General features: G+C 52.0%; 25 protein-coding genes. 18 read left to right on the forward strand and 7 right to left on the reverse strand.

All coding sequences use genetic code 11. From position 1 onward, the window contains the following. Positions 1-169: 169 nt before the first annotated feature. On the reverse strand, positions 170-991 hold the full coding sequence (locus PW844_RS15215) for a shikimate 5-dehydrogenase (protein WP_299453351.1): 822 nt from the start codon (positions 989-991) through the stop codon (positions 170-172). Positions 992-1,089: 98 nt separating this feature from the next. Here PW844_RS15215 and sgrR point away from each other — a divergent pair, with 98 nt between their 5' ends. From sgrR to PW844_RS15280, 13 genes are all read left to right on the forward strand, one after another. Next, positions 1,090-2,826 carry an HTH-type transcriptional regulator SgrR gene (gene sgrR, locus PW844_RS15220; protein WP_299453352.1) on the forward strand — a complete coding sequence of 579 codons (1,737 nt, stop codon included), beginning with the start codon at positions 1,090-1,092 and terminating at the stop codon, positions 2,824-2,826. Between the two features lie 79 nt (positions 2,827-2,905). Next, positions 2,906-3,214, forward strand: coding sequence for a hypothetical protein (locus PW844_RS15225; RefSeq protein ID WP_084879520.1), 309 nt, complete (start codon positions 2,906-2,908; stop codon positions 3,212-3,214). Between the two features lie 239 nt (positions 3,215-3,453). After that, entirely contained in the window at positions 3,454-4,440 is a 987-nt protein-coding gene (locus PW844_RS15230) for an ABC transporter substrate-binding protein (RefSeq protein WP_299453354.1), read from the forward strand. A gap of 61 nt (positions 4,441-4,501) precedes the next feature. Further along, positions 4,502-5,347 carry an ABC transporter permease gene (locus tag PW844_RS15235; protein ID WP_084879522.1) on the forward strand — a complete coding sequence of 282 codons (846 nt, stop codon included), beginning with the start codon at positions 4,502-4,504 and terminating at the stop codon, positions 5,345-5,347. Beyond that, positions 5,347-6,108 (forward strand): ABC transporter ATP-binding protein, encoded by a 762-nt coding sequence (locus tag PW844_RS15240; protein WP_299453357.1) that lies wholly within the window; start codon positions 5,347-5,349, stop codon positions 6,106-6,108. Before PW844_RS15235 ends, PW844_RS15240 begins: the two co-directional genes overlap by 1 nt. Positions 6,109-6,122: 14 nt before the next feature. Next, positions 6,123-7,451: a histidinol dehydrogenase gene (hisD, locus tag PW844_RS15245; RefSeq protein ID WP_299453360.1), complete on the forward strand. Its 1,329-nt coding sequence runs from the start codon at positions 6,123-6,125 to the stop codon at positions 7,449-7,451. Continuing rightward, positions 7,444-8,736: a hypothetical protein gene (locus PW844_RS15250; RefSeq protein WP_299453363.1), complete on the forward strand. Its 1,293-nt coding sequence runs from the start codon at positions 7,444-7,446 to the stop codon at positions 8,734-8,736. The genes hisD and PW844_RS15250 overlap by 8 nt, the downstream gene beginning before the upstream one ends. Before the next feature lies 1 nt (position 8,737). Next, positions 8,738-9,703: an alcohol dehydrogenase catalytic domain-containing protein gene (locus PW844_RS15255; RefSeq protein ID WP_299453366.1), complete on the forward strand. Its 966-nt coding sequence runs from the start codon at positions 8,738-8,740 to the stop codon at positions 9,701-9,703. Then, positions 9,700-10,461 carry an SDR family NAD(P)-dependent oxidoreductase gene (locus PW844_RS15260; protein WP_299453368.1) on the forward strand — a complete coding sequence of 254 codons (762 nt, stop codon included), beginning with the start codon at positions 9,700-9,702 and terminating at the stop codon, positions 10,459-10,461. Before PW844_RS15255 ends, PW844_RS15260 begins: the two co-directional genes overlap by 4 nt. Positions 10,462-10,554: 93 nt before the next feature. After that, positions 10,555-10,800 (forward strand): YmjA family protein, encoded by a 246-nt coding sequence (locus PW844_RS15265; protein ID WP_299453370.1) that lies wholly within the window; start codon positions 10,555-10,557, stop codon positions 10,798-10,800. Positions 10,801-10,999: 199 nt separating this feature from the next. Beyond that, the gene (locus PW844_RS15270) at positions 11,000-11,998 is read left to right on the forward strand and encodes a hypothetical protein (RefSeq protein ID WP_299453372.1); all 999 of its coding nucleotides are present in this window, start codon (positions 11,000-11,002) and stop codon (positions 11,996-11,998) included. A 283-nt stretch (positions 11,999-12,281) separates the two neighbouring features. Continuing rightward, positions 12,282-12,494: an RNA chaperone/antiterminator CspA gene (cspA, locus tag PW844_RS15275; RefSeq protein WP_016495754.1), complete on the forward strand. Its 213-nt coding sequence runs from the start codon at positions 12,282-12,284 to the stop codon at positions 12,492-12,494. Between the two features lie 344 nt (positions 12,495-12,838). Next, the gene (locus PW844_RS15280) at positions 12,839-13,324 is read left to right on the forward strand and encodes a cold-shock protein (protein WP_299453375.1); all 486 of its coding nucleotides are present in this window, start codon (positions 12,839-12,841) and stop codon (positions 13,322-13,324) included. A 123-nt stretch (positions 13,325-13,447) separates the two neighbouring features. Here the strand turns inward: PW844_RS15280 and PW844_RS15285 are convergent, their stop codons facing one another. The 3 genes from PW844_RS15285 to PW844_RS15295 are packed head-to-tail and all read right to left on the reverse strand — an operon-like array spanning position 13,448 to position 14,645. Continuing rightward, on the reverse strand, positions 13,448-13,951 hold the full coding sequence (locus PW844_RS15285; RefSeq protein ID WP_299453377.1) for a DUF4865 family protein: 504 nt from the start codon (positions 13,949-13,951) through the stop codon (positions 13,448-13,450). Further along, positions 13,948-14,337 carry a tautomerase family protein gene (locus PW844_RS15290; protein WP_299453379.1) on the reverse strand — a complete coding sequence of 130 codons (390 nt, stop codon included), beginning with the start codon at positions 14,335-14,337 and terminating at the stop codon, positions 13,948-13,950. Before PW844_RS15290 ends, PW844_RS15285 begins: the two co-directional genes overlap by 4 nt. Beyond that, positions 14,337-14,645, reverse strand: a complete 309-nt coding sequence (locus PW844_RS15295) for a carboxymuconolactone decarboxylase family protein (RefSeq protein WP_299453381.1) — start codon at positions 14,643-14,645, stop codon at positions 14,337-14,339. Before PW844_RS15295 ends, PW844_RS15290 begins: the two co-directional genes overlap by 1 nt. Before the next feature lie 100 nt (positions 14,646-14,745). Between PW844_RS15295 and PW844_RS15300 the strand changes: the two genes are divergently transcribed. Continuing rightward, positions 14,746-15,639 (forward strand): LysR substrate-binding domain-containing protein, encoded by an 894-nt coding sequence (locus tag PW844_RS15300; RefSeq protein WP_299453383.1) that lies wholly within the window; start codon positions 14,746-14,748, stop codon positions 15,637-15,639. 231 nt (positions 15,640-15,870) lie between these two features. Here the strand turns inward: PW844_RS15300 and PW844_RS15305 are convergent, their stop codons facing one another. Continuing rightward, positions 15,871-17,016, reverse strand: coding sequence for a GGDEF domain-containing protein (locus PW844_RS15305; RefSeq protein WP_299453385.1), 1,146 nt, complete (start codon positions 17,014-17,016; stop codon positions 15,871-15,873). A 562-nt stretch (positions 17,017-17,578) separates the two neighbouring features. On the opposite strand from PW844_RS15305, the gene PW844_RS15310 reads away from it, so the two are divergent. The 4 genes from PW844_RS15310 to PW844_RS15325 all read left to right on the forward strand — a co-directional run bounded on the left by PW844_RS15310 (position 17,579) and on the right by PW844_RS15325 (position 21,993). Further along, the gene (locus tag PW844_RS15310) at positions 17,579-19,093 is read left to right on the forward strand and encodes a DUF1254 domain-containing protein (protein WP_299453387.1); all 1,515 of its coding nucleotides are present in this window, start codon (positions 17,579-17,581) and stop codon (positions 19,091-19,093) included. A 27-nt stretch (positions 19,094-19,120) separates the two neighbouring features. Next, entirely contained in the window at positions 19,121-20,419 is a 1,299-nt protein-coding gene (locus PW844_RS15315; protein ID WP_299453389.1) for a DUF1254 domain-containing protein, read from the forward strand. Between the two features lie 152 nt (positions 20,420-20,571). Next, on the forward strand, positions 20,572-21,375 hold the full coding sequence (locus PW844_RS15320) for a hypothetical protein (protein WP_299453391.1): 804 nt from the start codon (positions 20,572-20,574) through the stop codon (positions 21,373-21,375). Between the two features lie 93 nt (positions 21,376-21,468). After that, positions 21,469-21,993 (forward strand): N-acetyltransferase, encoded by a 525-nt coding sequence (locus PW844_RS15325; protein WP_299453393.1) that lies wholly within the window; start codon positions 21,469-21,471, stop codon positions 21,991-21,993. A 220-nt stretch (positions 21,994-22,213) separates the two neighbouring features. On the opposite strand, the gene PW844_RS15330 is transcribed toward PW844_RS15325, so the two are convergent. Together PW844_RS15330 and PW844_RS15335 are read right to left on the reverse strand one after the other, a co-directional pair. Next, the gene (locus PW844_RS15330; RefSeq protein WP_299453395.1) at positions 22,214-22,741 is read right to left on the reverse strand and encodes a rhodanese family protein; all 528 of its coding nucleotides are present in this window, start codon (positions 22,739-22,741) and stop codon (positions 22,214-22,216) included. Then, complete coding sequence (locus PW844_RS15335; protein WP_299453397.1) at positions 22,738-23,055, reverse strand: helix-turn-helix transcriptional regulator; 318 nt, start codon at positions 23,053-23,055, stop codon at positions 22,738-22,740. Before PW844_RS15335 ends, PW844_RS15330 begins: the two co-directional genes overlap by 4 nt. Between the last annotated feature and the right edge of the window lie 49 nt (positions 23,056-23,104).

Consider the following 23,104-nt stretch of genomic DNA (forward strand, 5'->3'; position numbering starts at 1 on the left):
AATCATTTCCCACCGTTCACCACCCGGGCCAACGGCTGAAAGCGCGCAATAACATAGGAAAATATGATGAATAAGGCTGGGCAACAGGTTGCAGAGGCGATTGCCGCCGAAAATCAACGCGGGCAATCGTCGTCGGTAATAGGAAAATCGTTGGGATTAAAACACAATGTTAAATCTGACGGGCATACGCCGCCGCTTTTTTGAAAAGCTCGTCTGAGGGACGCACCCCGGTATAGAGATTAAATTGCTCCACTGCCTGAATGGCGAAAACTTCAGCACCACTAATCACCGTTTTCTGTTTCTCCTGTGCATAGCGAATCAGCGGGGTTTGTTCAGGTAACGCCACCACATCAAAAACGATCTCAGCCGTTCCCACTTCATCGGCGGAAAAGGACAGGGTATCAGCATCAGGGCCGCCGGACATGCCTACCGGCGTGGCATTGATCAGCAATGCCGGGGCCAGGCCAGCCATGGAGGGACGATATTCATACTGGTAAGCCTCAGACAGTTCTTTGCCACTTTCTTCATCTCTGGCAATAATATATCCCTGCTTAAATCCGAGATTTTTTAATGCACAGGCAACCGCTTTTGCCATCCCGCCACTGCCTTTAAGCGCAAATGTCAGGTCGCTTGAAACCTGATATTTCTTCAGCAGGGTGGTGATGGCAATATAATCGGTATTATATCCCTTCAAATAACCCTCGGTATTCACGATGGTGTTCACCGCATTGATTACCCGGGCGGACTCATCCAGTTCGTCAATAAGTGGAATACATGCCTGCTTAAAGGGCATCGAAATTGCACAACCACGGATCCCCAGCGCTTTCACTCCGGCAATCGCCGCTGCAAGATCATGGGTGGTAAATGCTTTGTAGAGATAATCCAGCTCCAGCGCATCGTACAAATAATTATGGAAGCGGGTACCGAAATTAGTTGGCCGCGCGGCAAGAGACATACAAATTTTCGTGTCTTTATTGATCATTCTGGTCATGACATTTTTCCCTTCAGTGTGATTGCCTGCGCGGAAATATTGCTTTAAAAAGGTGAAATGAAAAACTGATGTGTTTTATTGCACAGAGTTCATCTTTTATGAGCACACAACGGCTGGAACGGCATTATCAGAAGCTACTGGAACTGTTTCCGCAGCGTGAGGCACTGACCACACTGCAAACCCTGGCGGATGCGCTCTTTTGCAGTAAGCGGCATATGCGCACGCTGATCATTCAGATGCAATCCCAGGGCTGGCTGGCGTGGGAGGCCACCCCTGGTCGCGGGCATCTGGCAAAACTGGTGCTGCATTATTCACAGCAGCAACTGATGCTGGCGAATGCGCAACGCTTGTTAGATCTCAATGATATGCGCGGCGTGCTGAAGTTATTAGGTAACGAGAAGCATCACCTCGCGACGTTGCTGCGTGGTCGGCTCGGCCATCGTATTGACGATGAGCAACAAACCTTGCGCATTCCCTATTATCGTTCGATGCCGAATCTTTATCCCGGAACCGCGCTGCGACGCTCTGAAGTGCATATCATCAAACAGGTGTTTAGCGGGCTGACGCGCATTGATGAAAGCAGCGGCCAGGTGGCGAAGGATTTAGCCCATCACTGGCGCAGGCTGGATGCGTGGCACTGGCGCTTCTTCCTGCGTCCCGGGGTGCAGTTCCATGATGGCACGCCGTTAACCAGCAGAGATGTGGTGGTTTCTCTGCTACGCAGCGCCCGATTGCCGTTGTTTTCGCATTTCAGCAAGGTTGAGGCTGAGGGGAATCTCAGCGTGATCATTACCCTGAACCAGCCGGATGAATTGCTGCCGCAATTGCTGACCGATGTCGCGGCCCTGATATTACCGGCGGACCATCAGCAGCGGCAGAATTTTGCTGCACTTCCCGTTGGAACCGGCCCCTTTAAGGTTGCCGATAATAATGAGTGGCATTTAACACTGCGGGCGTTCGATGGTTATTTTGGTTTCCGCAGTTTGCTGGACGAAATAGAAATTATTACCTGCCTGGATAACCCGGTATCAAATGCCTCCCAGGGGCCGCTGGCGTTACTGAGTTCCAGCATGAGCGATCTGGCCTATGTATCCAGCCCGCTCAGCCATGTTGGTCGCCCTTCTGCCGATGAAATTGAACTGGAAACCGGCGGGTATTTTTTGCTGTGCGACAGTCGCTCACCATTATGGCAAAACATGGCCCACCGGCGCTGGATACGCGAGCAGATCGACCCGCAGGCAATTATTCAGAATTTCGTGGCAGAAATTCGTCCGCTATGGATGGCTGCGGCCAGCATCCTGCCGGGCTGGTTGCATCATATTGAAGCCGGGGAAAGCGTCAGTCCGTGGGAAGATTCGACCCTGCCACGGCGCTTGCGACTGGCTTACCACCATCAGCACTGGGAATTCCCGATGGTGATGGCCGAATTTAAACATCGCCTGGCGGCCAGCGGCGTCAGCTTAGAGGTGACGGAATTAAGCTATGAAGCCTGGGCGGCAGGTGAAGGGGCGTTCGATTTGTGGCTGGGAACGGTGAATTTCACTGCGCCAGAAGCGTGGAATGTCGGTGCCTGGCTCACCGGGATGCCGTTATTAACCCGCTCGGTTGCCGGTGGTGACCAGGCGTTGTTCGAAAACTGGCAACAACAATGGCGCAGTGGCGTGCTGTCTTCGCAGCAACTGGCGCAAACCATTATCCAGCGCGGCTGGTTACAGCCATTATTCCATCACTGGATGCGCCTGCAAGGGCCAGAACAGGCCAGAGGCGTGCATTTTAATAATCTGGGATGGTTCGACTTTACCTCCACCTGGATTGAACCGGAAAACCCACCATGAGAATGCTGATCTTGTCGCAGGCCGTTCATCGGGAATGCGATACACTCGAAGCTGTGCCTCCACCATTGGACGAGAAGTTATGAATGACAAAAAAATGATATCCATTGATCAATTCAACGCAGATGAACGGCTTGCGGTTGATGAAGCATTCAACGCATTGATGCAGAAGTATCGCCAGCGCACCGGAAGAGAGCCGGACGCGAAGAAAGAAAAAGAATTCACCGCCGAGGCCAGGCAGCAAATCATGTCGGTGAAGCAGGCCAAAGAGAAAGCGCTGGCGGAGAAAGCGAAGAAAAAACCGGTGCGCAAGAAAAAGCCTGAATCGCTGGCCGCAAGCGAAGTCAGTGATTTCAACTGGTCAGCTTCGGTAACCAAAGGCCGCAGATAAACCGGCGTCGACAAATTTGTAGCTGCGCGATTTATCGCGCAATACATTGCGCAGCTATATTTTCCTTATCGATATTTTGGTGCAACGCACCAGCACCACGCCCCAGACTGGGGCAGCACTTCGGGCACTAAATGAATATCAGGTACTGAACGCCTGGCATCGCTCTTGCATTTCTCTTGTATATACATGCCCGGATGACCTCCGGTTTCTAACCATAACGACAACTGAAGGAAATAGTTATGCTTTCTCGCTATGCATTGAAAAGATCGTTTAGCACCGTTTTTTGCGCAGGGATGCTGTCAGTTACGGTTCACTCTGTTTACGCCGCTGAAACGGAACAGGTGAAAATGGGGATCGAACCCTGGCTGGGTTATGGTCAGTGGCATATCGCCTCTGCCAAAAACCTGTTTGAGAAAGAAGGGTTAAAGAAAGTCGAGGTCATCAATTTCGCCGAGGATAAAGACATCAATGCCGCGCTGGCTAGTGGGCAGATTGACGTCGCCAACATCGCGACTCATACCGCGATGGGGATGATCTCGGCAGGTCTGCCGGTGAAAATTGTGCTGCTGCTCGACCAGAGCAACACCGCCGATGCGATTCTGGCAAGCTCCGGCATAACCAGCATTAAAGACCTCAAAGGTAAGCAGGTGGCCTACGAAGAGGGCACTACCAGCGACATTCTGTTGCGCAGCGCCGTGGCTTCAGCGGGCTTGTCCTTCAGCGATATTAAACCGGTGCCGATGCCAGCTGCATCAGCCGGGAGCGCCATTATCGCCGGACGTGTACCGGTGGCCGTCACCTATGAACCCTACCTCACGGTGGCAAAAAAAGGCGATCCCAGCCTGAAAATGATTTACAGCGGTTCTTCCGATCCCGGTCTGATCAGCGATGTGCTGGTGGTACGCGATGACTTTATCAAAGATCATCCGGATGCCATCAAAGCGCTGATTAAAACCTGGGGCCAGGCGCTGGATTACTACAACGCTAATCAGAGCGAAGGGCGAGCCATCATTTCCAAAGCGGTCGGCGCGACACCGGAAGACCTCGGCACCGCGTTTGATGGGGTGAAGTATTTCACCCTGAGCGACAACAAAGCGCTGTTGTCACATGACTTCACCAGCAAAACCTTCCCGCACATTCTTCAGGCCGCCACTGCGGCAGGTATCGTTACGCAGCCGGTGACGCCTGCGCAGACCATCGATGCCAGCTTTGCCGACGCGCAATAAGCGCGGTTAAAACTTCTCCGCCGGTGCTGCCAGCGGAGAAGACCTGCCACACGGAGGAATTATGAGTTCTATCGACGTTCAGCGCGTCAATCGTCAGGCCAAAAAGAAACGGCGGCGCTCGAATTTATTAACCATCGGCAAAGAGCCAACCCGAGCTCAATTTCTCATTATCTCTGTCGCCGTGTTTGCAGTGCTGTTGCTGGCATGGTGGCTGGCGACCTCGACTGGCACGATAAAACCTATATTCCTGCCGGGGATCGAGCGCGTCTGGCATCAGATGGTGACTCTGGCGCAGAACGGCACGTTACAAAGCGACATCGCCAGCAGCCTGTACCGCATGGTTATCGCCTTCGCTATTTCCTCGGTGATGGCGATAGTGATTGGGGTGCTGGCCGGTTGTTATGGGTTGTTCAAGGCGATTGTCGAACCGCTGGTTGATTTTATCCGCTATATGCCGGTGGTGGCGTTTGTGCCGCTGACCATTTTGTGGACCGGTACCGACGATATTCAGAAGTTCCTCGTCATCTGGATAGGTACCTTTTTCCAGCAGGTACTGATGATGATCGATGCCATCAAACGTGTGCCGACGGATTTTGTCGGGCTGGGCAGAACCCTTGGCCTGTCCGATCGCCGTATCCTGCTGCGCATTGTCATCCCTTCCGCGTTACCGTCGATCTGGGATGCGTTGCGTATCAGTCTCGGCTGGGCGTGGACCTGGCTGGTGCTGGCCGAACTGGTGGCTTCTACCTCCGGTCTGGGTTATCGCATTGTGGTTTCCCAGCGTTATTTCCAGACTGACACCATCATCGGCTACATCCTGCTGCTCGGTTTCCTCGGGCTTATCACCGATCAAATCATGCGCGCGGCTGAGCGTGTGCTGTTCCGTTACAACCGGAGAGGTTCCTGATGGCGACGCTGACGCTGAATAAACTGGAAAAAAGTTTTCCGATGGGCAAAACCCGCCGCCGGGTGCTGCATGGCATCGACCTGACGCTCAACGACAACGAATTTGTATCGATTGTCGGAGCTTCGGGCTGCGGCAAAAGTACTTTGCTCTCTATCGCTGCCGGTCTGGAAGAGTTCGACAGCGGTGATGTGCTGGTGGATGGCGCACCCATTGAAGGACCGGGACTCGATCGCGGCGTGGTGTTTCAGTCCTACACGCTGCTGCCGTGGCTGACCGCGCGCGGCAACATCGAATTTGCGTTAAAAGCCGCAGGCACCCCGGCCAAAGAATGTCGCGACATCGCGCAGCAGCATCTCGAATTGGTGAAACTGGGCAACGCGGCCGACCGCTGGCCTGGTGAACTTTCCGGTGGGATGAAACAGCGCGTCGCCATTGCCCGTGCCTTGTCTTACCGTCCCAAAATCCTGCTGATGGATGAACCCTTTGGCGCGCTGGATGCCATGACGCGTCATCAGATGCAGCAGTTGCTGATCGAAATCTGGGAAAAGCACCGCCTGACGGTGATGTTTGTCACCCACGACATTGAAGAGGCGGTGTGGCTCTCCGATCGTATCGTGGTGATGGGCCAGGGCTATATCGACTCCACCTTCCCGGTGGGGCTGCCACGTCCGCGCCTCGAAGGGGTTAACCGCACCCCGGAATTTCTTGAACTCCAGCATGAAGTGCTGAATCGCATTCAACAACACGCATTAGTGCATTGAAAAAAGGAATCAATATGCCTGTTACATTTCATGACCTGACCGATGCTGATGTCTTACCCGATCATCTGTTTAAGCGCACCGAGTCTGACCTGTCGTTTTTCATCGAGAAAGTAAAACCGATCATTGAGGCGGTGAGAACCGAAGGCGACCAGGCGCTGATTCGCTTTGCCCGAGAGTTTGACGGGGTGCAGCCAGAGACCTTTTCCATCAAAGCAGAGGAACAGGAATTTGAAGAGGCTTTCGCCCGGGTCGATGCGGATGTGATTGAATCGATTCGTTTCTCTGTGGAAAACGTGCGTGCCTTCCATGAAGCGCAAAAGCCGGAAGAAATGTGGTGGAAGGAGATGCGTCCGGGGGCATTTGCTGGCGATCGCCATGTGCCGATTGATGCGGTGGCCTGCTACGTCCCGCGCGGTAAAGGGTCATTCCCCAGCGTGCTGATCATGACCACGGTTCCGGCGGTGGTGGCGGGTGTCCCGCTGCCGATAGTGATCACCCCACCAGGACCGGACGGCAAAGTCGATGACGCAACCTTGATTGCCGCACGCCTGGTAGGCATCAAAGATGTCTACAAATGTGGCGGCGCGCAGGGGGTGGCGGCGGTGGCTTACGGCACGGCATCGGTGCCGAAATGCCTGAAAATCGTCGGCCCTGGCAGCCCATGGGTGGTAGCGGCGAAACGTCAGTTATCGGGCTTGATCGATCCGGGCATCCCGGCAGGGCCGAGCGAAAGCCTGATTCTGGCGGATGACTCGGTGAATGGAGCGCTGGCGGCGCTCGACCTGCTGATTGAGTCGGAACATGGCCCGGATTCCTCGGCCTATCTGGTGACCTCCAGCCGTCGTGTGGCGGAAGAAGCCATTGCCGCGTTACCGGGTTACTGGGACAAAATTGGCGCGCAACGGGCCGGTTTCTCGCAGCAGGTGCTGTGCGGCACCCACGGTGGCGTGGTGCTGACCAAAGATTTTGCCACGGCTATCGAGTTTGTGAACCAGTATGCCCCGGAGCACCTTGAGGTGCTGGCACATGAACCGATGGATGTGATGATGAAGATCCGTAATGCCGGTGAAATCTTACTGGGTGAGCATTCGCCGATTGTGTTGGGTAACTTTGTTCTGGGTCCGAATGCCGTGCTGCCGACCAACAGCGCGGCTAAAACCAACGGCCCGCTTTCGGTGTTTGATTATATGAAGCGTGTTTCCATCGCCTATGTTACCAGCCGGGGTTATCAGGAACTGGCACCGAAAGCCAAACGCTTTGCCGAGTACGAAGGCTTCCCCGGACATGCGCTGGCCGTTTCCGACATCCGTCAGGCGTTGCTGAAGGGGAGCAAAAATGGATGAAGCCCGCCCACCGTTAGCGGCGGAAGCCCGCCGCCTGACGCAGCAAGGCCAGTGGGAGCAGGCGCGTGAAAAACTCAGTCAGTTGATCGCCGAGGTGACCGGGGTGAACACCGCCGCGCTTGAGATCAACCGGGACCAGTACAGCCTGAACTCGCTGAACGGCCGTGTCTCGCTGGTGGATGGCCGTACGTTGTTTTTCAAATATCACCATGAGGAAGGGGAAGAACAGACCATCCAGGAATACTACCGCGCCGAGCTGTTACGTGATCATGGCTTTGAGGTCGATGTGCCCGCTTACGCCTGCGGGGAACCCGGACGACAAATCCTGTTGTATCCGCTGCGTGATGATCAGCGGCTGGCGGATGTCTGTCGCGAGATTGAGACCGCCGCAGCGTGGCAGCAGATCGAGCCGATTGTTGCGGCGCAGCGTCGTGCCGATCAGGCGATCATCGCCCATACGCTGCCGACGCTGCGCATGGGCACCAGTGCAGAGGTGGAGGCCGAATCCATCCATCAGCTGTTCTGGAATCGGCTGGTCTCGCCCGGCCACGACGTCGGTCTGGGGGGGCGCGTCGCCAGCTTTTATGTCGATCAAACCTTCACCCTTGGAGAGATGCAGCTGGACTGGCCGACTCTGAGTCGGCTGCACTGGCGAGTCAATGGGGTGGCGTATCAACAAAGCCTGCGCGATCTGTTCTTAGCGGCGGGCCGCGTGCTGGCCCCTGCGGCGCTGGCCCGGCACGGCGTGGTGGTGGCACACGGTGATGCGCATAACGCCAATGTCTGGTACGAAACCCATCATCCGCAGCCGAAGCTGGTTAGTTTCGATCCCGCTTTCGCCGGGAGCAGCATTCCGGCTTTGCTGGCGGAGATCAAAGCGACGTTCCACAACATTTTTGCCCATCCCTGCTGGCTGTATGAACCGGCTGATGCGGCACAGCGTTACCAGGTCAGCGTGCGACGTGATGGCGATACGCTGGAGGTGAATCATAACTGGGAGCTGTCACCGCTTCGTGCCGCCTTCCTGCAAAGCAAAGGGGAACTTTACTGGCAACCTTTGCTGGCTGAGCTGAAGAAGCAAGGCTGGCTGCCTGCCAACTGGCAACAGATTATGCGTCTGGCATTGTTCTGCTGCCCGACGCTGGTGATGAACCTGCGCGCCGGTTCCGCGAGTCATCATAATCCCACCAGCTCAGTCGTCGGTTTCTCCATTGCCATGATGCTGGGCTGCGGTGGCGATGACGACTTCAGCCAATGGCTGGATGACCTTCTGACGGAGAACTGAGATGAAAGCAGTGCGTCTGCACGGTATCGAAGCGGTGACGGTAGAGCAGGCGACATTGCCTGATTTACCCTCCGGCTGGGCCAGGGTTAAGGTGCATTCCGCCGGGATTTGCGGCTCTGATTTGCATAACTTCAAAACCGGTAAATGGTTTGCCAGCTTACCGGTGACACCGGGTCATGAACTGTTTGGCGTGATCAGCGACATCAACGGTGAGGCAGACCCCTTACGGGTGGGGATGCGCGTAGTAGCGGACTCCCGCGTCTGGTGTGGCGAATGCGCATTCTGCCTGGCAGGGGAAAATAACCTTTGTGAGTCGTTAGGTTTTGTCGGTGAAGTGTTCGATGGTGGTTTCGCTGAGGAAGCTATCCTGCCCTTACAAAGCCTGCTGGCGGTGCCGGATGATGTGCCAGACGATATCGCCGTGCTGTGCGAACCTTTGGGTGTCGCCCTGCGGGTGGTTAACCAACTGAAGCCGGCGGAAGGGGACCGCGTATGCGTCGCCGGGGGCGGCACCATCGGGGGACTGACGGCACTGCTGCTCAGTCGGTTGAGAAAATGTCGGGTACAGCTGCTGGAACCAAATCCGCAGCGCTATCAGTTGATTTCCTCCGTGGTGACACTCGACCCGCCAGGCGCATATGCGCTGGCGGTTGAAGCCTCTGGTCATCCTGCGGCGCTTAATGCGCTGATTGGTGGCATCCGCTCCGGGGGACGCATTGCGCTGGTGGGTATCTTTCATCATACCGATGGCGTGGATCTCAACGCGCTGGTTGAACGCGAAATCTCACTGACCGGCTGTAGCGTTTTTCGCGATGAACAGCACGAAGCATTGCAGGTTATGGCGGCACTGGCTGAGGATCTGCGCAAGCTTGTCGCCCCGCCGATTTCACTTGATGAGGTCCCTGATACCTATCTTTCGCTGCTCGCGGGAAAATCTGACTATCTCAAAACGGTGATCAAGCTATGAATGTGTTATCCACCTTTTCTCTTGCGGGAAAACGCGCGCTGGTGACCGGAGCAACGCGCGGTATCGGTTTTGCGCTTGCCAAAGCTCTGCTGCAAGCCGGGGCCAGTGTGATCATTACCGGACGCCAGCAGAGCACTCTGACTCAGGCGGTGAGTTTATTGCACGAGGAAAGTGACAACGTCACCGGATTATTGCTGGATGTCACCCAAACGCCGCCGATTGCGCAGGCGATCGCCTCTATCGGCAATATCGATATCCTGGTCAACAACGCCGGTACCGAGCAGGTTTGTCCATCGCTTGAAGCCGATGAAGCGCTGTGGGATACCATTGTCGGCACCAACCTGAAAGGGGCGTTTTTCTGCGCTCAGGCGGCGGCAAAAGGGATGGCTGCATCCGGTAGCGGTGGGGTGATTATCAATCTTTGCTCGTTAACCAGCTGTGTGGGCGTACCGGGCGCGGCTGCCTATGGCAGCTCCAAATCCGGACTGGTGGGATTGACCCGTACCCTCAGTACCGAGTGGGCAGGGCATAACATCCGCGTGAACGGCATCGGACCCGGCTATTTCGAAACCGATATGACGCAGGTGTTTTATCAGGATGAACAATGGCGTAACGCCATGCAGCAAAAAATCCCCCTCGGACGCTTCGGGGAACTGGATGACCTCGCCGGTAGCGTGGTGTTCCTTAGTTCCGATGCCGCTCGCTACATTACCGGGCAGATTCTGTACGTTGATGGCGGGTATCTTGCGGCGATTTAACGGGAGAGCGTGCAAAGGGCATAAGGATGTTATTATTCAGGCCAGACGTTGCAGGTAGCAACGGACACAGACCTTAATCCCTGGGGATGACTTATGAACCACGAAGTACCGCTGAAATTTTATGACATCGTAGAAGAGTATGCGACGGAAACAGCCAAGCCGGTAAGCGAGTCCGAACATGATGCGCTGGCGCGCTATTTTCAGCTGCTGATCACCCGTTTAACCAATAACGAAGAAATCAGTGAAGATGCCCAGCGAGAGATGGCCAGCGAAGCGGGTATCGATCCGCTGCGTATTGATGACATCGCAGAGTTTCTCAATCAATGGGGCAATGAATAATTCCCTCTGTTGAAACTGTCATGTCCGCTTCTGGCTAACGACCCTAAGCGGACGTTGCGCCTGGGCAGACGCAATAGATAGAAATTGCCTTGCAAAAAATAACAACTGGAAATGAACTTCTGTTTTAACTCTGTGCCGGGAAATGTGATTTTAACTCGTGTTGCCTCAAATAAATATACGCACTCAGCTAAGGTAAAAAATGGAAAAACCATTTTTTCGCAAACATGCTCTCGAATCTTCCGGTGATGAGTGTTCTGCAACCGTGTCGCCCGCCGTGGTTTTTTTTCGACGAAATCTGTTCTCTGTGGTTATAGGCACCGTAAGCTTCATTTATTTTATCGACAGCCATCAGCCTGATTTATTTAAAGCAACGGCAAAACCGCTGCCTCAGATCCAGCAAATTACCGTCAGCGCTTCAGCAGACGGCACTGTCGAGCAGATCCCTGTCACCCTGGGTGAGCATGTCACATTAAAAACACCCCTCGTGCTGTTCTCAAACGAAAACAGACAGGCACTGGAAGGGACTCGACTGGTCAGCGAGCAATTAAAACTAGAGCAGAGTAGCCTGTTGCAGGACATTCAACATACCCAACAGCTTGCCCTTCAGCAGGCCAGCGACAACCGCTTCCAGCAAGAAATGCTTAACGGGCAACTGGAACAACTTTCAGAACAAAGCAAAATTGAGTCATTGCAAATCAGCATGGCGCAGAATCTGGTGAACAAATGGCGACCTTTGCTGGCAAAGGGATACGTTTCTACACTGCAGTTTGCCCAGGAACAGTCGATTGTATGGGGCTATGAGAGTCAGTACCGATCTTTACTGCAACAGCAGTATGGCACCCGGCAGCAGTTAAACGTATTGAATGATCAACAGCTCCAGTTACCGCTGACGACTTCCGTTAAAATTAATGTACTGCGGCGGCAGCTGGCGCAGGTGGATGAGAACCTTGAGCAAAATGAAAACATGCCACAGCGGGTGGTTTATACACTCTCTGCCGGTACGGTAAAATCCGTTTTTGCTAAAGCGGGTGATGCGATAACGACCGGGCAACCATTGCTGACAATCGAGCCGGATAATGTCACCGGCCAGATAACGCAGAGAAATAGCGACGTTGTGCTTCAGTATCAGAAAATAAACGACCAGCCAGGCAATACCTCAAACATTCTTCATCACAACGTGTCAGCGCATAAAGTGTAATGTTGCATCCGGCCTGAAACTGCCGAACATACAGCCATCTGGGTGTTTAAGTGGTTAAAATAAAAAAATAAACATTGCTATATTCATTTTGCTATGTCTTAATGACGCCATCGGTTTGGAATACAGACCTTATGAAAGCAGTTTTAGTAAAGCAGTCCTCAGTTCAAGTGTTATCCAAAGATACCCTTCTTCATGAGCCTCCTCCTAAGTGCCAAATAAGTAACTCTCTCATTGCAGGCCATTACTGCCGCTTTTCGTGGCTCATAAAATTAAGGAAGTATCTATGTCTAATAAAATGACTGGTTTAGTAAAATGGTTTAACTCAGATAAAGGTTTTGGCTTTATCACTCCTGACGATGGTAGCAAAGATGTATTTGTACATTTCTCTGCTATCCAGAGTGACAGCTACAAAACACTTGATGAAGGTCAGAAAGTTTCCTTCACCATCGAAAGTGGCGCTAAAGGCCCTGCGGCCGGAAACGTCACCGCGCTGTAAGCCGCGCTAATTATCAGTGATGCTTACAACAGCGATGAAGGCAATAGTCTGAGCAGCTAAGCTCTTCTGATAGTAAAATGAACCCGCCTGGTGCGGGTTTTTTATTACATAAATTTCAGACAGCTGCCCGGTTTTCCTGTCTGGATGCGGGGCGCTGAAGCGCTCTGACCCTCTGGTCAGGGATAGTGCTGTTGAGTCAGCCCCGGGTCTGAAGCTGTAGGCCTCTTACTCGCACAGTAGAAATTTATCGTCCAGACTTACCCCAAAGACATGGTTTGTGCAGGCATTGTGCTTTACACTGCGCGCTGCAAAAACTGAGTAGATAAACAATTAAGTAGGCGGTAATGGCGATGAAAGGCACGATCACAACCTGGTTTCAGGATAAAGGTTTTGGATTTATCAAAGATGAAAACGGTGACAACCGTTACTTTCATGTGATTAAGGTCGCCAACCCTGATTTGATTAAGAAAAATGCAGCGGTGACTTTTGAACCCACCACCAATAACAAGGGCTTGTCAGCCTATGCGGTGAAAGTCGTACCGGAAAGCAAATATATTTTTATTGCCGGTGAGCGCATTAAGCTCACGTCGATCAAGTCTTACCTGGTTTACAGCGAAGAAGTGCCTGCCGATACCCGCATCGATAAGGAAAATGCGTTGTTGTCTGTGGGGATTCTGATGAAAAGTATCAGACCGAAATCAGCTGCTGAACCCGCTGAAATGCGCTCACAGAAAAAACTGGCGATCACCACTTTCCAGGGAACAACGTTAATTTTTTCGGAAGATGAGATTGACGTGGAAGCTACGGTAAAAATGCTCAAGCTGAAATAATTCTTCCCGCCCCTGTGCCGGGATCCTGCGTTATTAATCCGCGTGATTTCGGCCTTAATATGTCGCTATATCATTATTATCGTCATCGTTTGCCCCTCATTGGGTTGTTTCATCCGGCGACCATCACCACGCCTCGCTTGCCATGTAACCAATGCGGTAATTTTCCCTGGCCATGTGCGGTGCATCGCCAAAATCGGCCTGCAATAGCTGCCAGCGGCTGATATCCCAGGCGCTAAGATGTCCGTCGAGAGGCAATAAAGAAAGGTCGCTGTGTGCGGGAATGTTCTGTTTGGTTATTGATAGCCAGCTGGCGCTTCTTATCTCATCAATACAGGGGAGATGTAGCGCCAGCCAGGTCTCAATCTGTGGCCAGCCAAAATCCTGCGTCAGCTTTTTAAAGGCAGGACTCTGTAAAAACATTGTCATCGCGTTGGCATTCTTCCAGACATAGAGCGGGGCATAGCGGTTTTCATTACTATATCCTTCACCGCATTTGGCAACCAGCCAGGCTTTAAACAACAAACCTGACAAGCCGTTTAACTTTGCCCCATTCTCCTCAATGCGCTTCTCAATGATGGTCATGTCGTAATTAGCGGGCAAGGTAAAACGATATTGCATCACAATCATAATCCCTCCTCAGAGAGTAATCGCCCATTACTGAAACTCCATTCATCGGCGGTATTAAATTGAATAATCACCATCACGTCATCCGGGCTAATATCCAGCGCCGTGTTGAGTTGATCGCATAATGTGCGACAGAGATTCTTCTTCTGCTCGAAAGAGCGGGGCCTGCCTGCGGTGATATGGAACTGAATAAAATTGTCGCTGCGACCGGTGCTTTTATAGTGATGGTCAAACACACGCAGACCGGCAGCTGGCGTTTCGAAAACCTGAAAGCGATCGTGGGGAGGGACGGCAAATTCCTTCTCAAGGCTTTGTTGCAGAATGTCGGAAATTTGCACAATTTGCTCGTCGCTAAAACCCGGACGCAGAGTGATACGGGTGAAAGGCATCAGTGTTTATCCTCTTCCAGGCATTCGAGGGCGGAAACTGCCGCAGGCCAGCCCGCGTAAAATGCCAGGTGCGTGAAAGTTTCAACAAGCTCTTCACGGTTCAGGCCATTTTGTTGCGCGAAGCGGATATGCCATGGCAACTGCTGGATACGGCCAAGAGCCGTCAGGGCTGCAAGCGTAATTAAGCTACGTTCGCGCGGGGAAAGGATTTCACGTTGCCAGATATCATTGAAAAGTAAATCCTGACTCAGTTCGGCCAACTTCGGCGCAACACGGGCCAGGGTTTCGCGATCAAGGGACTTCGTCATAGTTGTTACTCCGTATTGACAGTGAAGTCATTCTGGCGTGATATTTTGATCCTGAAAATTGAATTAATTAAGACTTACTATCCCGAATTTCAGGATGATGATGACTAAACTTCCTTTGACGCTCGACCTGGATGCACTGCGCAGTTTCGTGACCGGCATCGAGTGCGGCAGCTTTGCGCAGGCGGCACATCGCCTCTGCCGTTCAACATCGGCTGTAAGCGCACAGCTAAAAAAACTGGAACAGCAGTGCGGTGCCGATCTGGTAGCCAGAAATGGCCGCCATCTGGCGTTGACCCATAATGGCGAGATCATTATGGGGTATGCCCGTCGGTTGTTAGCGCTAAATGATGAAGCGCTGCTAGCCCTGAATGGCAAGCTGATGCAGGGTGAAATACGTATTGGTATGCAGGAAGATTTTGGCGAGTCGCTTATGCCGGACATCCTTGGTGAGTTCAAACGCCACCATCCGGGGATGCGTATTATTGCCCGCGTCGATCGCAACCGGGGATTGCTGAATGCGATCAATGATAACGCGCTGGATATGGCGCTGTTATGGCAACCGGAGAATGCGCAGCGTGGAGGCAAATTGATCGGTCAGTGCCCGCTGGAGTGGATAACGCACCCAAAACTGGATATCAGTACGCTGCTGGCGCAGGGTATGCCATTACCGCTGGTGATGCTTGAAAGCCCGTGCCTGATGCGTTCCCGTGCCATCGAATGTCTGGACCGGGCGAACATCGCCTGGCAAGTGGTATTTGTCAGCCAAAGCCTGAGCGGCATTTGGGCGGCGTTGCAGGCAGGGCTGGGTATCACCGTGCGAACATGTATCGGAATGCCCGGTAACTTGCTCGTTGCCGGGAGTATTTTGCCCTCACCGGGGAATCTTGGTATTACGCTGGAGCAGGGGCTGGGAAATGAAGCCATTCATGGAGCGCAGGTGATGCTGGGGCAACTCATGGAAGAAGCGCTGCTAAGTGCCATTACCGGACATTGATGACCTCAATATAAACACACCGACAGGACCTCATAACAACAGCGCAGAGTTTTGGGAAACATGTAAATAGGGTGGCCTCCCTTTTATAGCCTGGTAGTCGACGGTACTGAGAAACTGGATTAGTGCACCCAACAAACTGAAGCATCTACAGTCACAACACGTCCCAGCGCCAAATCCGCTGCCCTGACTGAAACAGTCATAGCCGCCGATTTTTTAATAACTTATTCAGATTCAGTTCAGTCTGTTAACAATGACCCAGCGATTGCGTCCCTGCTGTTTAGCCTGATAAAGCGCCTCATCAGCACGGGCGATGATCTCTGCGGGCTGTCGGCTGCCTGAGTTTTGCGCGATCCCCATACTGACGGTGATCCTGTTACTGATCTCAGAAGCCACGTGCGGTAATGATGATTCTGCAATATTGCTGCGGATACGATCAGCCACCTGAATAGCCTCATCTATGGCGGCAGCCGGCAGCACAATCAGAAACTCTTCTCCGCCATAACGGGCAACGAAATCCTCTGGCGTTCGTACTGACGCCCTTATGATTTCAGCAACCGTAGATAAGCAGGTATCTCCGGACTGATGGCCGTAATGATCGTTGTAGCGTTTGAAATAATCGACATCGAGCATTATCAGCGCATAGGGCTGTTCATGAAGAGACGCTTTTTCAAGATAATTTTCCATCGCGCGTCTGTTTGCTGTCCCCGTCAGGGGATCCTGATGAGCGATGACGTCAAGATGAGCGACCAGCGTCTGGTTTTGCTGGTACCGAAACCAGGCCTCATTGAACCAGCGCAGCAGAATCTGGCGTCCATAGATGAGAATAGCCGTCAGAATAAGCCAGATCACCAGGAACCGAATGCTGAGCCCCTGATTCAGTGTGATGCTGGAAATTAGCGCCATGGTCCAAAGGGGGATCAAAAAAGTCAGCAAGGATGGCAAATGATAATAAAGCGCAGACAGTGCTGTGAGCATCAGAATAACAGTCAATGGCCAGGCGAAGGAAAGAGACCACCAGACAATTAAGTGATAGCCGCTATAGCTCCACATCAGGCTAATGAAAAAAAGCACTGTCAGTTTTAATGGAATATAGCCAGCAGGAAGCTTCAGTGTCACAAAGACGAGTGAAAGAGAGCCAAGGACAATGCCGAGCATGACCCCATCTATAATTGCGGCGATTTCGGTTGTAGCATGAATTGAAAGGTCAAAATTATCAAAAAGTACATTTCGAAAATAAATCATCAGGGCAAAACTGATATTCACAAAAATGAACCAGCTAATACTGTTCCCCATCGCATGGTTGACCATATCTCTGCGGCTTCGCCACGCTTTTAAGCTGACGGCGTTTTCGCGCCTCTCTCGCTTGTTTTGCTGCATGCCTTATTGCCTCGCCCTTGAGTCACTCCTGATATTGTAACCCTTAAACTGAGGCAGATAATGCCTGTGATGTTTTTTTATAAAAAACAGATAGATAAAGAACGTATGATGATTCTAAAAATTATTTAATTGAAAGATTGGATAACATTAATTAATTCAAGTGGTTATAATAAAAATTATCGCCATTAGATAACCTGTCAGATTTTCACTACCGGTCCACTTCGTTCTTTGAGATCCCGTAAAATATTAGCTCCACCCTTGCCGATTCTTTCATGCCAGACCAGGTGCATCCAAACCCACTTAAAGGAAATTTCTTCGTTAACTGATTTTTTTGACATCATTTTGCTAACGCAAACTACACTAAAATCGCACCCCCTAAAAACACTGCATTCTCAAGAGGTTCCTGACCTCGTTAGTCTCGAGATCCATCACAGCGATTTTCTCCATACAAAGGAACTCTGCTGTAACACCTGTTCAAGTTACATCTGCAGGGCCTGACAAGACAGACACAAAATAACAGGCAGTAAGCGTTATACCTTCAAATACGTTCAAGGAAACTATTATGGCCATATCAAGACGAAGTTTTTATAAGCTGGTTCTTGGCAGCGCGGCGGGCTTTGCCGTCATGAAGCATGCTGGTGCCAGACAGGCAAAAGTATTGGAAAAAATCCCTCTTCATCACGGTGCAGGCGACAAAGGCGAAACTCAGGGCGGTTTCCCTCCTGCGGGGGCGGCTTGCTCCATCGTCGATTTTGACTATCAAATAAAGTATCAGCGGGCGTTTGAAGCGGTGCTCTGGAACATGCCTGCCGTGGCAATTTACAGTTTCCGACGCGCCGCCTTTAAGAATCTTGGTATGAAAGATAACGACATCATTGCTTACTCCCATACGGCAACGCCTAAGCTGGAGGCCATTACGGCCAACAGCACCACACCCTACATTTCCGCATTCACGGATTTGCAGCGCGGGCCGGTTGTGCTGGAAGTGCCTGCTGCAAGCGCAGAGGGGAGCCTTTACGGGCAAATTGTTGATGCGTGGCAGTTTACCATCGCGGACGTGGGGCCTGCCGGTATGGATAAAGGCCAGGGCGGGAAGTATCTCCTCACGCCGCCGGGGTATCAGGGGGAGATACCGCAAAGCTACCTGCACGTCGCATCGCCCAACTATCGCGTTGCCTTCGCATTCCGTTCAGTCCCCGCTGAGGGGAAATCGTTGCAGGATGCCTATCTCTATGCGAAGAAAATGCGTATGTACTACCTCAGTGAGGCCGCCAATCCCCCCACGCAGCGCTTTGTTGACCCCAGTAACGACGTCTATCCTACACTGCCGTTTTATGACGAACGCCACTTTGAGGACATGCACGCCGTTGCCAGCGTTGAACCGACCAACGAGCAGGATAAGGTGATGATGGGAATGCTTATGTCGCTGGGCATTGAGCGTGGCAAGCCCTTTAATCCTGACGACACGACGCGTAAAGCCATGCGTCAGGCCGCGATTGACGCATGGTTTTATCTGCAACACTGGTTTGATAATTTTCCCCGCGAAAAACTGTTCTGGCCGGACAGACACTACGCCTCGTTGCTCCAGGCAGATGATAATCAGCGGTTTACGTTCGTGTATGAAGACCGGATCGACCTGATTAATCGTGCTGCTGAGTATTTCTGGTGCACCTACATGCCGAAGCAGCTCAGTCCATCCCCTGCTACACAGTACCTGATGGCGATGGCGGACAGCCAGGGGCACTTACTGCAGGCCGGTGTGATGTATAAGTTAACCGTGCCCGCACAGATGCCGGTGAAGCAGTTCTGGGCGTTAACCGTATACAACCGCGACACCATGTCCTTTATCTACAATACGCTCGAACGCACTACGCTCTCCTCCTACGATCTCGACAGGATGCAAAAGAATGCTGACGGCAGCGTGACGATTTACATCGGCCCGCATGCGCCAGCGGGGCTTGATAATAACTGGATCCCCACCAGCGGTAAACGTCCTCTGCCGGCCATGCGCCTGTATGGCCCCACCGATGCAATCAACAACAAGTCCTTCAAACTCGCTGACGTTGAGCGTGCGTAATGAATCTGTTCCGAACCGGAGTCGAAAATGAAAATGAATAAAACCCTGATTGCCATGCTGCTCTCTGCCGTCACGTTGCCAGCCATGGCCCAGATAAGCGATAAAATGGCAGAAGATGCCTTTATTTATGGTTATTCCATGGATGAAGCGTATAAGTTCTTTTATGAAACGGCGGTAAAAAAAGACGTGCCGCTAAACCGCTTCCAGAACATTCGTCATCTGGCTGATGACACCTACACTGACCATCCAACGATAAATAATGACACGCTTCACCTGCAGGGCTGGCTGGATGTCAGCGCAGAGCCGGTGATTGTCAGCGTGCCGGATATGGATAAAGGGCGTTACTGGATACTGCACACCATGGATATGGGGCATTACACCACTTCAATGATTGGATCGCGCACACGCGGCACCAAAGGTGGTCACTTTATGTTTGCCTCCCGCACCTGGAAAGGAGAAGTCCCGCCGAGCGTGACGGAGGTGATCCGTGTCGATTCCGATCTTTTGAAGATGATGGGCCGTATCATGGCGACCAGCCCTGAAGACACCAAGGTGGCGCTGGGTTACATGGATGACTGGAATATCCGCACGCTGTCTGCCTATCTGGGTGAGCTCGGCCCGAAAGCGACCGTGCACCATTGGCCCGATCCGGCGAAAACCAACTGGCTGCAGCGCGTGAACTTCATTCTGTGCGAGGGTGATATGGGCACCGCAGACAAAAAATGGATTGATCAATATAAAGCAGTAGGCATCGAGCCATGCAAAACCCACTTTACTGCAGAGCAGCTCGCCGCCGCGAAAAAAGGTGAAGAGTTGGGTATGGCGCACCTGAAAAAACTTCAGCCCACCATGACAACATCCAAAGGACTTCTGGGAACACGTGAAGAACTGCAAAATCAGAAGCGCGACTTGTTTGCTGAAGGCACGTTGATCGGCCAGTGGGGCCTGCCGCCAGTAGAATCGGTTTATCTGCAGATAATCAAAGGCTCCGATGGCAAGAGCATCAACGGCTCAAACGGCAAACAATACCGTCTGCACTTTAAAGCCCCGGATGTCAGCCAGTTCTGGTCTTTTACGGTTTATGGTCTCGACAACATGTTTATGGCCCACAATGACATAAACCGCCACAGCCGGGGCGACCGCACGCTTAAGCCTGATGCCGACGGCATGTATACCATCGATCTCAGCGCTAAAGGTGATCCTAATAATCCCAACTGGCTGCCTATCCCGGAGAAAGATGCTTATATCATCATGCGTCTCTATGGCCCGGATCAGGCGGCAATCGACGGGAAATACCCGGCACCCACGCTGGAAGTGGTGAAGTAGAAAACACACGTATCGTCATCAATCATCCTCCCATGCTGATGTAGGGGGGATTTCGGCTTGTTTTTTTTATATCCCTGCAGAGGTGTTTTAATTCATGGAATAAAAACACCTCTGCCATTCCGCTTCAGACACTTTCCTGAACAGGTGGATGCATGAAAAGAATCTTAACGCCTGCCCTGTCACTGTTCTTAACCGCACACACGTTGTCAGGCTATGCTGCCGATGACAGTGCCGGGCTTGCAAAACAGCTGAGTAACCCGGTCGCCAATTTGATCAGCGTGCCGTTTCAGTTGAATGTCGATGATAATGTGGGGCCGGGTAATGGCACGCGAACGCTGCTCAATGTGCAGCCGGTTATTCCTTTTTCACTGAATGCCGATACCAATATTATCAGCCGTACCATTTTGCCGTTCAGTACGCAGAGCCACGTTACCGGTCCTGGGGAAAATCAAACCGGTCTGGGCGATGTGGTGCAAAGCTTTTTCTATTCCCCAAAAGCCCCCACAGACAGTGGTATCATTTGGGGATTCGGTCCCGTACTGCTTCTGCCTACTGGCACGGATAGTGCACTCTCTGGACGAAAATGGGGCGCTGGTCCCACTGGTGTCGTACTGAAACAGACCGGGCCGTGGACCTATGGGGCTCTGGCGAACCATATCTGGGATTATGCCGGCAGAGGCGACCGTAAGCATGTCAATGCCACTTTTCTGCAACCCTTTCTCTCCTACACGACGCCCGATGCCATTTCCTACTCTCTGAACACCGAATCAACCTACGACTGGACGCAAAGCGAATGGAGTGTGCCGATTAACCTGAGCATCAGTAAAGTCACTAAGATAGGTGATCAGGTGGTCCAGTTTGGGGGCGGCCTGCGTTACTGGGCACATACTCCCGATGACAGCGGCCCTGAGGGCTGGGGGGTGCGTTTTAACGTCACCTTCCTGTTCCCGCAATAACTGATTCCACGCTTTTCCGGTAGCCATTCCTGAAGGCATAAAAAGCTTGTCGAATGTCTCAGGGCGTGAAGCAGACGTTGCACACGAGCTGTTATGTTAGATTTGAGTGCTATACGCCGTCCCAAAGAGAGAGATATAACCATGATCGAGACGATGCGAATCGCAGCGATTAGTGATGCAGAGGCCGTTACGGCACTAACAAGAATGGCTTACGCTAAATGGATACCTGTGATTGGCCGAGAACCTCTTCCGATGAGGGCAGATCACGCCGCGTTCATCAAAGAGAATAGAGTCGATCTGTTGTTCTATGGCGTAGATCTGGCCGCGCTCGTCGAAACAATTCAGCGCAAGGAAGATATTCTCATTGAAAACGTCGCAGTTGATCCACGTTTTCAGAAACGCGGTTATGGAAGAAAAATGGTGGCCCATGCAGAGCAATTGGCAGTTCAAGCCGGTTTAGATGTCGTCCGGCTCTATACGAACTCGCTATTTGAAGTGAATATTCGCCTTTACACCTCATTAGGCTATGAATTTGAACGCAGTGAAGAACGAAACGGCGGAGTCGCTATCCACATGCTTAAACGCCTGACCTGGACGATATCTGATGTGAACAGATAGCATTGGAGTCAGATAAACAGCACCCACAAAGGTGGTGTCGGTAAACACTGCAATGTGCAATCTAAGTTTATCAGCAAGTAAGGCGTATCGCTCTTACGTGTGTGGTGTACGTCCGATATTCGCTCTCAGCAGCCCTTGGGCATCAGGGGCAGCTCCGTATCAGATACGGACATGATGGATCCTCCCCCCTTAGATTTATCAAAGGGAATAAAATTCATGGCTATTTCTCCGTTCTGTTCCAGGGCATTTTTAACAGTAAACTCGCCATGCCACAGAAGCCACTCACTCCAGCAAACAGTAAACCTGCACCGACAAAGCCGGACAGTAAAAACAGTCTGCTATCAGCGGTATATCCCAATACCACGCCGATAAGAATCAGTGTGCCTGCAACAATCTGAACTTGCCTCATGACAGGCAACGGTTGTTTTTTGTCTTCGATAGTCGGGAGGTGGGCGCTCTTCCACGCGTTAATGCCGCCTGTCATCAGTAAAGCCTGCGCAGGGCTTGCCGCTTTCATGAGCGCGCTGGCATTTTGGGCCGTGCGCATTCCTGCCTGACAATGAAAAATGACGGGCTGTTGCTCTGCACCTTCCACCGTTTTACCTGCCGTCATCTCGGTAAGCGGAAGCGAGTGCGCGTGCGGTATGTGTTCACGCAGGTATTCAGCGCGGTCCCGAATATCAATCAGCACAGCCCCTTGATCAATCAGTTTTTTGGCTTCGAGCGGTGATACCGATTCTGGCGTCATTTGAAATCCTCCGGACAGTAAATCTCTTTTAACGTGGAGATGACTTTTTTCACCGCGTCGTTTTTGATGAAATAGTTCACTCTTTGCGCCACCCGCTCAGACTCAATCAAACCATCTTCTTTCATTTTCGCCAGGTGCTGAGAGGTTGCAGAAGGCGTTAAGCCGGTCAATTGCCCCAAATCCCCTGACGAAGTGCCAGGTTTATCAATGAGAATGCAGAGGATCAATAGCCGATTGCTGTTACTCATCGACTTAAGCAGCGTGGTTGCAAGCTGGGCACTTTCCTGTAATTGGAACAGCTGAGTCTCTTTCATTTTTTACTTTAGAATTATATAAATTTAGAAAAATCTAAATCAAATGACA

The sequence above is a fragment of the Pantoea sp. genome, from assembly GCF_028283705.1.
Taxonomy (GTDB): domain Bacteria; phylum Pseudomonadota; class Gammaproteobacteria; order Enterobacterales; family Enterobacteriaceae; genus Pantoea.

Coding starts and splice junctions, on each gene's coding strand:
- PW844_RS15235 (WP_084879522.1), top strand. CDS start 4,502: ATGAGTTCTATCGACGTTCAGCGCGTCAATCGTCAGGCCAAAAAGAAA.
- PW844_RS15315 (WP_299453389.1), top strand. CDS start 19,121: ATGAAAATGAATAAAACCCTGATTGCCATGCTGCTCTCTGCCGTCACG.
- PW844_RS15265 (WP_299453370.1), top strand. CDS start 10,555: ATGAACCACGAAGTACCGCTGAAATTTTATGACATCGTAGAAGAGTAT.
- PW844_RS15240 (WP_299453357.1), top strand. CDS start 5,347: ATGGCGACGCTGACGCTGAATAAACTGGAAAAAAGTTTTCCGATGGGC.
- PW844_RS15330 (WP_299453395.1), bottom strand. CDS start 22,741: ATGACGCCAGAATCGGTATCACCGCTCGAAGCCAAAAAACTGATTGAT.
- PW844_RS15320 (WP_299453391.1), top strand. CDS start 20,572: ATGAAAAGAATCTTAACGCCTGCCCTGTCACTGTTCTTAACCGCACAC.
- PW844_RS15305 (WP_299453385.1), bottom strand. CDS start 17,016: ATGCAGCAAAACAAGCGAGAGAGGCGCGAAAACGCCGTCAGCTTAAAA.
- PW844_RS15215 (WP_299453351.1), bottom strand. CDS start 991: ATGACCAGAATGATCAATAAAGACACGAAAATTTGTATGTCTCTTGCC.
- PW844_RS15230 (WP_299453354.1), top strand. CDS start 3,454: ATGCTTTCTCGCTATGCATTGAAAAGATCGTTTAGCACCGTTTTTTGC.
- PW844_RS15325 (WP_299453393.1), top strand. CDS start 21,469: ATGTTAGATTTGAGTGCTATACGCCGTCCCAAAGAGAGAGATATAACC.
- PW844_RS15250 (WP_299453363.1), top strand. CDS start 7,444: ATGGATGAAGCCCGCCCACCGTTAGCGGCGGAAGCCCGCCGCCTGACG.
- PW844_RS15260 (WP_299453368.1), top strand. CDS start 9,700: ATGAATGTGTTATCCACCTTTTCTCTTGCGGGAAAACGCGCGCTGGTG.
- cspA (WP_016495754.1), top strand. CDS start 12,282: ATGTCTAATAAAATGACTGGTTTAGTAAAATGGTTTAACTCAGATAAA.
- hisD (WP_299453360.1), top strand. CDS start 6,123: ATGCCTGTTACATTTCATGACCTGACCGATGCTGATGTCTTACCCGAT.
- PW844_RS15280 (WP_299453375.1), top strand. CDS start 12,839: ATGGCGATGAAAGGCACGATCACAACCTGGTTTCAGGATAAAGGTTTT.
- PW844_RS15300 (WP_299453383.1), top strand. CDS start 14,746: ATGACTAAACTTCCTTTGACGCTCGACCTGGATGCACTGCGCAGTTTC.
- PW844_RS15255 (WP_299453366.1), top strand. CDS start 8,738: ATGAAAGCAGTGCGTCTGCACGGTATCGAAGCGGTGACGGTAGAGCAG.
- PW844_RS15270 (WP_299453372.1), top strand. CDS start 11,000: ATGGAAAAACCATTTTTTCGCAAACATGCTCTCGAATCTTCCGGTGAT.
- PW844_RS15285 (WP_299453377.1), bottom strand. CDS start 13,951: ATGATTGTGATGCAATATCGTTTTACCTTGCCCGCTAATTACGACATG.
- PW844_RS15335 (WP_299453397.1), bottom strand. CDS start 23,055: ATGAAAGAGACTCAGCTGTTCCAATTACAGGAAAGTGCCCAGCTTGCA.
- PW844_RS15225 (WP_084879520.1), top strand. CDS start 2,906: ATGAATGACAAAAAAATGATATCCATTGATCAATTCAACGCAGATGAA.
- PW844_RS15295 (WP_299453381.1), bottom strand. CDS start 14,645: ATGACGAAGTCCCTTGATCGCGAAACCCTGGCCCGTGTTGCGCCGAAG.
- PW844_RS15310 (WP_299453387.1), top strand. CDS start 17,579: ATGGCCATATCAAGACGAAGTTTTTATAAGCTGGTTCTTGGCAGCGCG.
- sgrR (WP_299453352.1), top strand. CDS start 1,090: ATGAGCACACAACGGCTGGAACGGCATTATCAGAAGCTACTGGAACTG.
- PW844_RS15290 (WP_299453379.1), bottom strand. CDS start 14,337: ATGCCTTTCACCCGTATCACTCTGCGTCCGGGTTTTAGCGACGAGCAA.